This window comes from Methylococcus geothermalis (genome assembly GCF_012769535.1).
GTDB lineage: Bacteria > Pseudomonadota > Gammaproteobacteria > Methylococcales > Methylococcaceae > Methylococcus > Methylococcus geothermalis.
This window is the reverse complement of the sequence record NZ_CP046565.1, coordinates 2,505,164-2,517,623: the sequence shown is the minus strand read 5'-3', so window position 1 is coordinate 2,517,623 and position 12,460 is coordinate 2,505,164. Positions and strand designations below refer to the sequence as shown.

Annotated in this window: 11 protein-coding genes; 10 read left to right on the top strand and 1 reads right to left on the bottom strand. The window is 65.3% G+C overall.

The window, feature by feature from the left end; genetic code table 11:
- The first annotated feature begins 10 nt into the window (after positions 1–10).
- The 6 genes from GNH96_RS11695 to rbbA all read left to right on the top strand — a co-directional run bounded on the left by GNH96_RS11695 (position 11) and on the right by rbbA (position 9,053).
- Positions 11–487 carry a low affinity iron permease family protein gene (locus GNH96_RS11695; RefSeq protein WP_169603842.1) on the top strand — a complete coding sequence of 159 codons (477 nt, stop codon included), beginning with the start codon at positions 11–13 and terminating at the stop codon, positions 485–487.
- Between the two features lie 60 nt (positions 488–547).
- The gene (locus GNH96_RS11690) at positions 548–1,363 is read left to right on the top strand and encodes a carbohydrate ABC transporter permease (RefSeq protein WP_169603841.1); all 816 of its coding nucleotides are present in this window, start codon (positions 548–550) and stop codon (positions 1,361–1,363) included.
- A gap of 372 nt (positions 1,364–1,735) precedes the next feature.
- Positions 1,736–4,819, top strand: a complete 3,084-nt coding sequence (locus tag GNH96_RS11685; protein ID WP_228719837.1) for a discoidin domain-containing protein — start codon at positions 1,736–1,738, stop codon at positions 4,817–4,819.
- A gap of 326 nt (positions 4,820–5,145) precedes the next feature.
- On the top strand, positions 5,146–5,301 hold the full coding sequence (locus GNH96_RS11675) for a hypothetical protein (RefSeq protein WP_169603839.1): 156 nt from the start codon (positions 5,146–5,148) through the stop codon (positions 5,299–5,301).
- Positions 5,302–5,370: 69 nt separating this feature from the next.
- A complete protein-coding gene (locus GNH96_RS11670) occupies positions 5,371–6,336 on the top strand; it encodes an HlyD family secretion protein (RefSeq protein WP_169603838.1) in 966 nt (321 codons plus the stop codon).
- A complete protein-coding gene (gene rbbA / locus GNH96_RS11665; protein WP_169603837.1) occupies positions 6,333–9,053 on the top strand; it encodes a ribosome-associated ATPase/putative transporter RbbA in 2,721 nt (906 codons plus the stop codon). The genes GNH96_RS11670 and rbbA overlap by 4 nt, the downstream gene beginning before the upstream one ends.
- Before the next feature lie 44 nt (positions 9,054–9,097).
- Here rbbA and GNH96_RS11660 read toward each other — a convergent pair whose 3' ends face one another.
- The gene (locus GNH96_RS11660; RefSeq protein ID WP_169603836.1) at positions 9,098–9,370 is read right to left on the bottom strand and encodes a hypothetical protein; all 273 of its coding nucleotides are present in this window, start codon (positions 9,368–9,370) and stop codon (positions 9,098–9,100) included.
- 173 nt (positions 9,371–9,543) lie between these two features.
- Here GNH96_RS11660 and GNH96_RS11655 point away from each other — a divergent pair, with 173 nt between their 5' ends.
- The 4 genes from GNH96_RS11655 (at position 9,544) to GNH96_RS11640 (ending at position 12,444) form a co-directional block, all read left to right on the top strand.
- Positions 9,544–10,680, top strand: a complete 1,137-nt coding sequence (locus GNH96_RS11655; protein WP_169603835.1) for an ABC transporter permease — start codon at positions 9,544–9,546, stop codon at positions 10,678–10,680.
- Between the two features lie 32 nt (positions 10,681–10,712).
- Positions 10,713–11,129: a YbaY family lipoprotein gene (locus GNH96_RS11650; protein ID WP_169603834.1), complete on the top strand. Its 417-nt coding sequence runs from the start codon at positions 10,713–10,715 to the stop codon at positions 11,127–11,129.
- A gap of 142 nt (positions 11,130–11,271) precedes the next feature.
- Positions 11,272–11,892: a DUF1826 domain-containing protein gene (locus GNH96_RS11645; RefSeq protein WP_169603833.1), complete on the top strand. Its 621-nt coding sequence runs from the start codon at positions 11,272–11,274 to the stop codon at positions 11,890–11,892.
- 129 nt (positions 11,893–12,021) lie between these two features.
- Positions 12,022–12,444, top strand: a complete 423-nt coding sequence (locus GNH96_RS11640; RefSeq protein WP_169603832.1) for a secondary thiamine-phosphate synthase enzyme YjbQ — start codon at positions 12,022–12,024, stop codon at positions 12,442–12,444.
- The last annotated feature ends 16 nt before the right edge of the window (positions 12,445–12,460 follow it).

Here is a 12,460-nt window from a genome sequence, read left to right as displayed (position 1 = left end):
GGAGACCCCGATGTCATCGAAGCCGAATATCTGCGATCTGGCGCGGTCCTGGGCCGCTAGGCTGTCCGAAAACAGGGACGACATCGCATACTGGAATGCCAGGTTCGATCGCTTCGCCAGGTTGTTTTCACGCCTTTCCGGCCGGCCGCTCGCGTTCAACCTCGCCCTGTTCGTGATTCTGGCCTGGGTGATCACGGGGCCGATTTTCCGCTTCAGCGACACCTGGCAGCTGGTGATCAACACGACCACGACGATCGTGACTTTCCTCATGGTCTTCCTGATCCAGCACACCCAGAATCGGGACACGGAGGCTTTGCAGGTGAAGCTGGACGAGCTGATCCGGGCGGTCGAGCGCGCCGACAACACCTTGCTGGATCTCGAGGAGCTGGAGGAAGAAGAACTGGCGCTGATGCGCCGGAAATACGTCAGTCTCGCACGCGCGGCCCGTGAAGAACGCATGGGTGGGAAAGGTGCCGGGGACGAATAGAACGGCCCGGCGCGAGGAGGCATTCCCGCAGGCCGTGCCGCACCCTTCCGGAGTATCCTGATGCGTTTGTCCTCGGCGGGGTTGTATCTCGTCCTGCTGACGGCGGCCGCGGCGACGCTGTTTCCGCTGGTCTGGATGGTTTCGGTGTCATTGATGCCAGGGGCCGAAGCCATGCGTTACCCGCCCCCGCTGTGGACCCATACGCCGACGCTGGAGCATTACCGGGCGTTGTTCGACCGGCTGGCAGTGGGGCGGTATGCGCTGAACAGCTTGGCGTTGGCCGCCTCGGTCACCGCGCTGTCGGTGCTGGTCAACGCCGCGGCCGGCTATGCCTTCGCCCGCCTGCCGTTCGCGGGGCGGGATGCGCTGTTCCGGACGCTGCTGGCGGCCATGGTCATCCCGGGGCAGGTCGCCATGCTGCCCTTGTTCCTGCTGCTGAAGTATCTGGGCCTGATCAATACCTATGCGGGGGTGATCGTTCCGGGGCTGGCCAGCATCTTCGGAATCTTCCTGGTGCGGCAGTATGCGCTGTCGCTTCCGCAGAGCTTGCTCGATGCGGCGAGGCTGGACGGGGCAGGGGAGCTGCGCATCTTCTGGTCGCTGATCTTGCCGCTGTGCCGGCCGATTCTGATCACTCTTGCGGTCTTCACCTTCCTGGGGAGCTGGAACGATTTTCTATGGCCTCTGATCGTTCTGACCGACAGCCGTCTTCATACCCTCCCGGTGGCGCTGGCCAACCTCATGGGCGAGCACGCGGTGGACACGGAGCTGATGATGGCGGGCGCGGTCCTTACGGTGCTGCCGGTGACCCTCCTGTTTCTGGCGGTGCAGCGTTACTACATCGGCGGTTTGATGCGGGGCAGCGTCAAGGGATAGTCGCGCACACGGCGTCCGTTCACCACCCACAGCCGGCGGTCTTCGTCTCCCCGAGGCGCCGAGCGTGCCACTATCCGAATCATGGTGTCGCGAGTACGCGAAGAACACCAGGCATGCCGGTCTGGGCATCCTGGGCATTTTCTCCGACTGGCCGGCAACCGTGACTTATTACGCCAATTGCATGCGCCTGAAATAAGAAGCCGCTTGCCAGGATGCGGGTTGTCGGAGTTCGGGATGAAGTTTGGTCGGGAAGATTCTATGTCTGGTATTTGGCGGTTTGCTTTGCAAAGTCTCTTGATCTTGGCCAGCGGTTTTGCCGGGTCCGCTGGCGCGAGGTCAGAAGATCGGCGGATTCTCGATGATTTCGAAGCGTTGTCGGGATGGACGGCGGAAGGCTCGCCCGGCACCCGCTTCGAGCTGAAACAGGACCAGGGTTTCAAGGGCAAGGGGTTGCGGCTGGACTTCGAATTCGCCGGAGGCGCCGGCTACGTCATCCTGCGCAAGCGTTTCGAGTTGCCCTTGCCGGAGAACTATGCCTTCAGCTTCCGCGCCAAGGGCGCGGGGCCGGCCAACACCCTGGAGTTCAAGCTGCTGGACGCCGGGGCGCAGAACGTGTGGTGGCACCGGCGCCAAGCCACGGGGTTCCCCGCCGACTGGCAGCGCCAGTCGATCCGCAAGTCGGCCATCGAGTTCGCCTGGGGGCGTTCCGGCGGTGCGCCGCTGCTGGCGCTGGGCGGCATCGAGTTCGCGCTGTCCGCGGCGGCCGGCGGCAAGGGGACATTGTGGCTGGACGACCTCCGCTTCGAACGGCTGGATGCGGTGGTGGATTACCGCGCTAAGCCTCGGATTTCGGCGTCTTCCGCCACTGGCGGGGACCCGGCGGAGCAGGCGCTGGACGGGCAGGCGCAGACCGTCTGGCGCAGTGCATCCAAACCGGCCCGCCAGTGGTTCCGGCTCGATTTCGGCCAGCGCCGCGAATACGGCGGCCTGGTTCTCGATTGGGACGGGGATTGCCATGCGCGGGACTATGCGGTCGAGGTTTCGGACGACGGTCGGCGTTGGCGCAACGTTTACCGGGTGGCGGAGGGCAACGGCCGGCGCGACTACCTGCCGCTGCCGGAGACCGAATCGCGCTACCTCCGGCTGGATCTGCGCAAGAGCGCTTGCGGCAAGGGCTACGCGCTCCGCGAACTCACGGTGAAGCCGCCCGATTTCGCCGCCTCGCCCAACCGCTTGTTCGAGCACATCGCCCGCAACGAGCCGCGTGGCGCTTACCCTCGCTATTTCCAGGGCGAGCAGATGTACTGGACCCTGGTCGGTGCCAATGGCGGGCACCGCAAGGGCCTTTTGGGGATGGATGGCGCGCTGGAGACGGCACGCGGCGGTTTCACGGTGGAGCCGTTCCTGTACGCCGAAGGCCGGCTGCTGGGCTGGAACGAGGGGCGGATCTCGCAGTCGCTGGAACAGGGCGATCTACCCTTGCCGTCGGTCGAACGCAACGCCGGCGATCTGAATCTCAGGGTGACGGGCTTTGCCGGGACCGTGGGCAACGCTCCGGTGCTGCTCGCCCGCTATCGGGTGGAAAACCGGTCCGCGGGGGTCCGCCAACTCAGGCTTTACCTGGCGGTGCGTCCGTTCCAGGTCAATCCGCCCTGGCAGTCGCTCAACATGAAGGGCGGAGTGAGTCCGATCCACCGGATCGAGGCTGCCGGCCGCGTCCTCAAAGTGGACGGCGCCGACGCGCTGGTGGCGGTGAACCCCCCGGATGGCTTCGGCGCCACCGGTTTCGACCAGGGGGACATCACCGATTTCATGGGTGAATCCCGCCTACCGCCGCGCACCGCGGTTTCCGATGCCGCCGGCTATGCCTCGGGGGCCTGGGCGTTCGACCTCGAGCTGGCGCCGGGTGCGGCACGGGAGGTCTTCATCGCCGTGCCGGAACATAAGGCCGGTTCGTCAAACGCCGTCGAAGCGGCGCTGAAGGCCGAAGCTGAGACCCTGGGAGCCCGCCTGTGGCAGGAAGCCGTCGGCTACTGGCGGAAGGCGCTGGCCGGGCCTGATTTTCTGCTGCCGGAATCCGAACCGGGCCTGGTGGAGAGCCTCCGGGCCAATCTGGCCTATATCCTGGTCAACCGCGATGGCGCCGCGCTGCAGCCGGGCTCCAGGACCTATGCCCGCACCTGGATCCGCGATGGCGCCCTGATGTCCTCGGCCCTGCTCATGCTGGGACGCGGGGAGGAGGTGAAGCGCTTCATCGAATGGTATGCCCGCTTCCAGACTGCGGACGGCGCCATTCCCTGCTGCGTCGACAGCCGCGGTCCGGACAGCGTGCCGGAGAACGACAGCCACGGCGAATTCGTCTACACCCTGGCCGAGTACTACCGCTATACCCGCGACCTCGCTGTCGTGCGGACGCTGTGGCCGCACGTCATCGGCACCCTGCGGTACATCGACGCACTCAGGCACCAGCGGATGACGGAGAGCTACCTCAGCGGCGAAGGCAAGGCGTTCTACGGCCTGATGCCGGCTTCGATCAGCCACGAAGGCTATGCCTCGCAGCCGGTGCATGCGTTCTGGGACGACTTCTGGACTCTGCGTGGCATCCGAGACGCGGTGATGTTGGCGAAAGCCTTGGGCGACCAGGCCCACGCGGAGAGCTGGAGCAGCATGCGGGCGGAATTCGGTGACCACCTTCATGCCGCGCTGCAAGCCACCCTGGTTCGCAAGGGCATCGACTACATCCCGGCCTCGGCCGACCTGGGCGACATCGACCCCAATGCCGTCGCCATCATGGTGTCGATCGCAGGCGAAGCCAGCCGCCTGCCGCAGGCCGCGCTGGCCAAGACCTTCGACGACTATCTCGCGCATTTCCGCAAGCGCCGCGACAGCAACGGCGACGACGGCTATACCCCCTACGAGGTGCGCATCGCCGAGGCGCTGGTGCGGCTGGGCCGGCGCGAGGACGCCTGGGAAGTGCTGCGCGTCCTGCTGCGCGACCAGCGGCCGCAAGGCTGGCGCCAATGGGCCGAGGTGGTCTGGCGCCATCCCGAGGCGCCGCGCTTCATCGGCGACATGCCGCATTCCTGGATCGGCGCCGAGTTCATCCGGTCGCTGCGCAGTTGCTTCGCCTACGAGGACGATGGCGACGATTCGCTGGTGCTGGCCGCCGGAATCCCCGCCGAATGGCTGTACAATGCGGCGAACGCCGAAGTCGGCGTCCGCCGTCTGCCGACTGCCTACGGCCTGCTCGATTACGGTTTGCGCGCGGAAGGCGCGGATACCCTGAAGCTTCACATCGCCGGGGGCTTGGCCGTGCCCCCGGGAGGCATCCGCATACGCCCGCCGACGGGGAGGCCGATCAAGGCGGCGAAGGTGAACGGCGCCGACGTCTCCGGTTTGGCCGCCGCCGAGCTGAGGATCGAGGCCGCACCGGCGGAGGTCGAGATCCGGTATTGAACCGGAGAGACTGCACTGGTCATCCCGGAAGGCTCCGTGAAGTGGCATCATGACGCCGTTGCCCCTCATTTCCCGAATTGGGCATGAACCGATCTTTCGCCATGCAGAGTCTTGCTCGACATGACGACGAACCGGTTCGCCGGTTCGGGGTCGCGCATTCTGGCGTTGTTCGGCTCGACAGGGCAAATCGCTTTCGACGGTCCTGCGACCTCGGAGCATTGCTGGAGTGCGGTTCTATCTGGATGATCTGCGGGGGGCGGTGGACCCGGTGACCGAAAAAGCGTTGCGCCCGGCACTTTGGTCTTTCATCGAGCGGGAGGCCGTCGATGTCTGAGGGCGATGATGCGCCGTTGCGCGAAAGGCAGTTTTATATCGACGCTATGATCGATTTTGCGGAAAGGGTGATGACCGATGGCGAGGGATTCGGCCAGGCCGGCTTTGAAGGCACAGCTGTGGATGAGGATGTCCTTGCCGAAGGATGATGGACGAAAGAGGACGCGTTCCGCCATGGCGGACCTAAAGCTGGCGCTGGCGAAATCGGACGGTTCCGCGTGAACAAAGCTGTCATTGCACTGGTCGCAGTATGCCTGGTCGCCGGTGCCGTTGGTCTCGGCGTATGGCGCGACCGCCATGCCCGCGCGCTTCCTCCCGGCATCGCTCGCGGCAACGGCCGGCTGGAGGCCACCGAGATCGACGTGGGCGCCAAATACGGCGGGCGTATCACGGATGTGCTGGTGTACGAAGGCGACGACGTCGCTCCGGGGCAGCCGCTGGTCCGCATCGATACCAGCGAGGAGCAGGCCCAGTTGCAAAACATCGACGCGGAGCTGCGGCGGGCGCGGGAGTCGCTCGACTATGCCGGCCACATGCTGCGGGTGGCCCGGCACGATCTGGAACTGGCGCAGAAAATCTTCAGGCGTTCGTCCCGCCTGGTCGAACAGGCGGCGGTTTCGGCCGAGAAACTGGATCACGATCGCGCCGAGCTGAGCAACGCCGTGGCTCGGCTCGATGCGGCCCAGTCGCGGATTGGCGAGGCGGAAGCGGGGATCGATGCCGTCGCTGCCGAAAGGCGCCGGCTCGAATCCGTGGTACGGGAAGGCGTGCTCCTGGCCCCCAAGGAGGCCAGGGTCCTGTACAAGCTGTCGGAGCCGGGCGAGGTGCTGCCCAAAGGCGGCAAGGCGCTGACCCTCGTCGATCTGAACGACGTCTACATGATTCTTTACCTCGGCGAGGCCGAAGCCGGGCAGGCGGCGATCGGCGGCGAGGCGCGCATCGTGCTGGACGCCCTGCCCGAGCTGCCGCTCCCGGCGCGGTTGGTGTTCGTTTCCCCCAAGGCCCAGTTCACGCCCAAGCAGGTGGAGACTTCGAGCGAGCGGCAGAAGCTGATGTTCCGCCTGAAGGCTCAGGTCGATCCGGAATTCCTCCGCGCCCATCGCGGCCTGGTCAAGCCCGGCATGCCCGGCGTGGCTTACGTCAAGCTTTCGCCGGAGGCGTCCTGGCCGCCCTTGCCGCAATGAGCGCCGTCGTCCGGGTCGAGGCGTGCCGCCACCGCTATGGCAGGGTCGAAGCGCTGGCCGGTATCTCGCTGGCATTACCTGCCGGCAGGCTGATCGGCTTCGTCGGTCCGGACGGGGTGGGGAAGTCGACCCTGCTGGGCCTGATCGCGGGAGTCCGAGAAGTCCAAGCGGGGCGTATCGAGGTGTTCGGCGAGGACATCGCCGATCCGAAGGCTCACCGGCGCTTGTGCTACCGCATCGCCTACATGCCGCAGGGCCTGGGGCACAACCTGTACGCGACGCTTTCGGTGTGGGAGAACGCGGAGTTTTTCGGCCGGCTGTTCGGATTCGGCGCAGACGAGCGGCGCCGGCGGATCGAGCGCCTGCTGGCGGCGGTGGGGCTCGCGCCCTTCCGCGACCGTCCGGCCGGGAAGCTCTCCGGCGGGATGAAGCAGAAGCTCGGTCTCTGCTGCGCCTTGCTGCACGAGCCGGACTTGTTGATCCTGGACGAGCCGACCACGGGGGTCGATCCGTTGTCGCGGCGGCAGTTCTGGGAGCTGATCGACATGCTCCGGGAGGAGCGCTCCGGCATGAGCGTCCTCGTCGCCACCGCCTACATGGAAGAGGCCGCGCGCTTCGACCGCCTCGTCGCCATGGATGCCGGGCGTATCCTGGCGACTGGGACCGCGGCGGAACTGCTGGACCGCACCGGAGCAGCCGACATGGAGTCGGCCTACGTCGCCTTGCTGCCGCCGGACAAGAGGCGGGGACATGCGGCTCTGTCGATCCCGCCGCGCCGGAATGGCCGCGGCGAGGCGGCGATCGAGGCCAGTGGGCTGACCCGTCGCTTCGGCGATTTCCTGGCCGTGGACGGCGTGAGCTTCCGGATCGAGCGCGGCGAAATCTTCGGCTTCCTCGGCTCGAACGGCTGCGGGAAGACCACGACGATGAAGATGCTCACCGGGCTCCTACCGGCCAGCGCCGGCTCGGCCTCGCTATTCGGCCAGCCGGTGGCGTCGGGCAACTCGGCCATGCGTCGCCGCATCGGCTTCATGTCGCAGGGGTTTTCGCTCTACACCGAGTTGACGGTCAGACAGAACCTGGAACTGCATGCCCACATCTTCGGTTTACCGCCTTCCACGATCGAAGCCAGGATCGGGGCGCTGGTGTCCCGCATGGACCTGACGGCGCATTTGGATGCCTTGGCGGAGTCGCTGCCGCTCGGCATCCGCCAGCGGTTGTCGCTGGCAGTGGCGTTGGTGCACGAGCCGGAGCTGTTGATCCTGGATGAGCCGACCTCGGGCGTCGATCCGGTCGCCCGCGACCGTTTCTGGGAAATCCTGGCCGAGCTGTCGCGCGACAAGGGGGTGACCATCTTCATCTCGACTCATTTCATGAACGAAGCGGCGCGCTGCGATCGCATTTCCCTGATGCATGCAGGGCGGGTGCTCGCCCAGGGCGCGCCGGCCGATCTGGTGAGGGAAGCGGGGGTGGCGTCGCTGGAGGACGCCTTCATCGCCTGCCTGGAGCGCGAGAGCGCTTCCACGGTGGTCGAAGCCGGGGCGGCTTCGTTCGCCCCGGCCGCCGATGCATCGGTGCCCGCCGCCAGCCCCTGGTTCAGCGCCCGCCGTTTCAAGGCCTATGTCTGGCGCGAGACCATGGAACTGGTCCGCGACCCGATCCGCCTGGCATTTGCGCTGATCGGGCCGATGCTGCTGATGGTGGTCATGGGCTACGGGATTTCGCTGGACGTCGAGCATCTGCCTTACGCCGCCCTCGACTACGACCGGACGCCGGAAAGCCGGCGCTATCTGGAGCATTTCGCCCATTCGCGCTATTTCGAGGAACGGGCGCCGCTGAGCGACGACGAGGACCTTTTGCGGCAAATGGCGCGGGGCCAGCTCAATTTCGCCGTGGAGATTCCCCCGGGGTTCGGGCGCGACCTCAAGGCAGGGCGTCGGGCCGAAGTGGGCATCCGCATCGACGGCAGCATCCCGTTCCGCGCCAACACGGTGCAAGGGTATGTGGAGGCCGTGCACGCCCGTTTCCGCAGCGATTTGATCGACGAAAGCGGAACCCGGGGTCTGACCGCGCCGTTGCGGGTGGAAACCCGTTTCCGCTACAACCCGGATATGAAGAGCGTCTACGCCCTGGTGCCGGGCGTGATCGCGGTGATGCTGGCGGTGATCCCGCCGATATTGACCGCGGTCAGCGTGGTTCGGGAAAAAGAGATGGGTTCGATCACCAATCTGTATGCCACGCCTTCGACCCGTCTGGAGTTCCTGCTGGGCAAACAGCTTCCCTACGTCGTGGTCGGGCTGGTCAACGCGCTGTCCCTGATTGCGCTGGCGCTGTGGCTGTTCGGCGTGCCGGTGAAAGGGGACCTGTGGGCTCTGTTGCTGGGGGCCGTGCTGGCCGTTGCCGGGACCACCGGCTGGGGACTGTTGATTTCGGCGTTCACGCGCTCGCAGATCGCTGCCCTGTTCGCGGCGTTCCTGCTGTCCATCGTGCCCGCCATCAATTTTTCCGGATTCCTGGCGCCGGCGGCTTCGCAGACCGGTGCCGCGGCCGTGATGGGCTACGGATTTCCGACCTCCTGGTTCTTGACCATCAGCGTCGGGGTGTTCACCAAGGCTCTGGGCTTCCCCGAACTCTACCTCAATCACGCGGCGCTGCTGGCCTTCGTGCTGGGCTATCTGGGGCTCAGCCTCATGCTGCTTCCCACCCGGGGACGTTGAGCCGGTCGGGCGGTGACGGTTCCGCCCGACGGCGTGATGATCGTTCAGCCCGCTGTGGCTTCTGCGGCGGCTTCCGTTTCCAGCGACATCACGGTTTCACCGGTATCGGCGGCCGCCGGTTCCGGTTCCTCGGCGGCGGCGATTTCCTCCTGCGCTGCTACGGCTTGTGCCGGGATCGGAGGTTCGTCGGGCATGGCGGTTTCCGCCGCGCTGGTGGGCGAGGAAGCCGCCGCTTTCCCGGCGGCGGGCGACGAATAGACGGCATAGAGCACATAGGCCAGCAGGCCCACTGCGATTGCGATAACGGAAAGGTCCATCGGTCCTCCTGATATAGTTGTGGTCAATGTGTGAACGATGCGCCGCATGGTGTTCCTAAGGGGAAACACGGCGTCAATCGTATGTCAATTATGGACCAGACGGAAAAACCACACCATCCTTATGTGAATGAGGCTTCCCCCCGCCCGGCCGAGTTTCCGATCGGAATGCCGTGATGAAGAAAGGGAAGCGTCTACGCACGATCTTTCGGCTGGGGCTGAAGGAGCTGGCGAGCCTCCGCCGCGACCTGGCCATGCTGGTTCTGATCGTCTATGGATTTACCGTGATGATCTACATCCCGGCCAGCCGCGGCTTACTGGAACTTAGGAACGGCGCGGTGGCGGTGGTGGACGAGGACCGCTCCGAGTTGTCCAGGCAGATCGTCACCGCCCTGCCGCAGCCTTATTTCCTCCCGCCCGATCCGCTGCCGATGGACCAGGTGGACAGCGTGCTCGATGCCGGACGCTACGCCTTCGTGATCGACATCCCCCCCCGTTTCCAGGCCGATTTTCTGGCCGGAAGACAGCCGGAAATCCAGGTCAACGTCGATGCTACGGCGATGAGCCAGGCTGGTATCGGCGCCGGCTACATCGAACGGATCATCCGCGAAGAGGTCGGCGGTTTCGGCAGGAACGGGGTGGCTCCCGCGGACGCCGGCGTCAGCCTGGCGGTACGCACTCTGTACAATCCCAACGCCCAGGACCGCTGGTTCGTCTCGGTGATGGTCCTGATCAACGTGGTCAACCTGCTCTCCATCATCACCTCCGGTGCTGCGCTGATGCGGGAGCGGGAGCGTGGCACGGTCGAGCACCTGCTGACCCTGCCGCTCGGCCCCTTCGAGATCGTGTGCGCGAAGATCTGGGCCAACGGCCTGGTGGTCGTCGTCGCGGTCGGCCTGTCATTGACCCTGGTCGTGGAAGGCGTGCTCGACGTGCCGCTGGCGGGATCGCTGCCCTTGTTCCTGGCCGCCACGGCGCTGTATCTGTTCACTTCCACGGCGATCGGCATCTTCCTCGCCACGGTGGCCCGTTCGATGCCCCAACTCGGGCTGTTGTGCATCCTGGTGGTGTTTCCGATCACCACGCTGTCCGGCAATACCGTTCCTCTGGACAGCATGCCGGAACCGATCCAGCGGGTGATGGCGTTTTTCGCCTCGACGCATTATGTCAAGATCGCGCAGGCCGTGCTTTACCGCGGTGCGGGTTTCGCCGCCGTCTGGCCGCAATTCCTGATCATGGCCGGCATCGGCGCGCTGTTTTTTCTGCTGGCTCTGGCCCGCTTCAGGCATACCGTTGCGCGGCAGGTCAGCTGATCGCTTTTTTCTTTCCCATTCAAGGAGTCCCGATGAAATTCCCGGCTTTCGCATTGGCTGCGCCGCTGTTCCTCTCCGCATGCAGCCTGTTTCATAGCGACGAAACCAACCCCCATTTCGCCAAGGTCACCGGCACGGTGAGCTGGCGCGACCGGGTCGAGCTCCATCCGAATGCGGAACTGGTCGTCAGGCTGGAAGACGTCACCCGCCATGACGTCCGGCCGGTCCTGGTCGGCATGGCGGAGGATACCTGGCCCGGCTCCTCGCCGGTTCCCTTTGAAATTTCGTTCGACCGGCGGGTGGTCGCGGAGGACCGGCATTACCGGGTGAGCGCCGTGATCAAGCAGGACGGCGAGACGGTACTCGCATCCAAGCACGGAGTGCCGGTGCTGACCTTCGGCCATCCGGACCGCGCCGATCTGGAGCTTCACCGGGTTTCGGCCCCCTAGGGGCGGTTCCGAAAACACGCCGTTTCATCGCCAGGGAATACCTGTTGTCATAGTCGCCGGCTATGCTTGCTTTCGGGTTGGATTGAACCTTGCTTGGAAAAAGATACGCGCGCGAGCGGTTCCAGTTCAGTGGAGGCAAGACATGGCGGCATTGGCGAGAGTCATCGCACAAGGTGATACGGATCTGGTGGCGGCGATAGCCGAAGATCCGGGCGAGTTGTTTCGCGAGAGCAAGCTTGGCGTGGACCTGCGGGTGTGTCACCGCGAGCCCGAGGCGGTGATGGGCGGTTTCGTCGATACCGTGCTGCGGCAGATGGTGCGGCTCGATGTGACGCACAGCATCGATTTCGAAAACTTCGACTTCCGCTCCCTGCTTTCCTGGGCCCAGGATATTCCCGGCTACCGGGCGTGGGTGTGGGACGTCACCCAGCTGACCTGCCGCTGGTGCGATTGGCACCGGACCGAATATGCGGTCCTGCGCCTCCGCATCCTGGATGCCGGCGCGATCGAAGAAGAAACCGGCGGGTTGCAACTGGCCTGCGTTTACGGAGGTGCCCCGAAGTCCAGGCGCTTCGATATGGCGCTGGGAGAGGCGGAGAAGGACGGTTTCGACGGGATGTATCGCGTCGCGGCATCCCCCGATCTGGTGCCGCCCTACGCCGTCGCCATCACCAGCCCGAAAGCGAGACAGGTGTTGGATTTCCCGCGTGGACTGGGTCAAATGCCCCGGCGTTTGCTGCTGACCGTCGATTTGCAACGATAAGGCTGGCAGCGGTTTCCGGCTCCGGAGCTTGGGGGGCCACCGGCCCGACCCGGCCGCGTGGCGCCCTTGCGGCACTTCCGCCCGCCCTGTGATAGATTAGTCGGCGTTCCGGGCGGCGGTAGCGCTTTCATGTGGTTTCAGAAAACGATCGTTCTCAGGCCTCGCTCACGGGGATTTCATCTGATCACCTCGGAACTCCTGGAGCACCTGCCCGAACTCAAGCGGATTCGCCAGGGCCTCGCCCATTTCTTCATCCAGCACACTTCCGCTTCCCTGACCATCAACGAGAATGCCGACGCCGACGTGCGGCGCGATCTCGAATCCCATCTCCAGGCCCACGTGCCCGAAGGTGCGCCGTATTACCGCCATACCCTGGAAGGGGACGACGACATGCCGGCGCACATCAAGGCCATTCTGGTCGGCAGCAGCGTGATCGTTCCGGTGCGGGAGGGCCGGCTGGCCTTGGGGACCTGGCAGGGAATTTACCTGGGCGAACACCGGACGCACGGTGGCGCCCGCTCCATCGTCGCCACCTTGCACGGCGGCGACTGATCCATGAACCAAACAT

Coding starts and splice junctions, on each gene's coding strand:
- GNH96_RS11690 (WP_169603841.1), top strand. CDS start 548: ATGCGTTTGTCCTCGGCGGGGTTGTATCTCGTCCTGCTGACGGCGGCC.
- GNH96_RS11645 (WP_169603833.1), top strand. CDS start 11,272: ATGGCGGCATTGGCGAGAGTCATCGCACAAGGTGATACGGATCTGGTG.
- GNH96_RS11650 (WP_169603834.1), top strand. CDS start 10,713: ATGAAATTCCCGGCTTTCGCATTGGCTGCGCCGCTGTTCCTCTCCGCA.
- GNH96_RS11675 (WP_169603839.1), top strand. CDS start 5,146: ATGTCTGAGGGCGATGATGCGCCGTTGCGCGAAAGGCAGTTTTATATC.
- rbbA (WP_169603837.1), top strand. CDS start 6,333: ATGAGCGCCGTCGTCCGGGTCGAGGCGTGCCGCCACCGCTATGGCAGG.
- GNH96_RS11695 (WP_169603842.1), top strand. CDS start 11: ATGTCATCGAAGCCGAATATCTGCGATCTGGCGCGGTCCTGGGCCGCT.
- GNH96_RS11660 (WP_169603836.1), bottom strand. CDS start 9,370: ATGGACCTTTCCGTTATCGCAATCGCAGTGGGCCTGCTGGCCTATGTG.
- GNH96_RS11655 (WP_169603835.1), top strand. CDS start 9,544: ATGAAGAAAGGGAAGCGTCTACGCACGATCTTTCGGCTGGGGCTGAAG.
- GNH96_RS11640 (WP_169603832.1), top strand. CDS start 12,022: ATGTGGTTTCAGAAAACGATCGTTCTCAGGCCTCGCTCACGGGGATTT.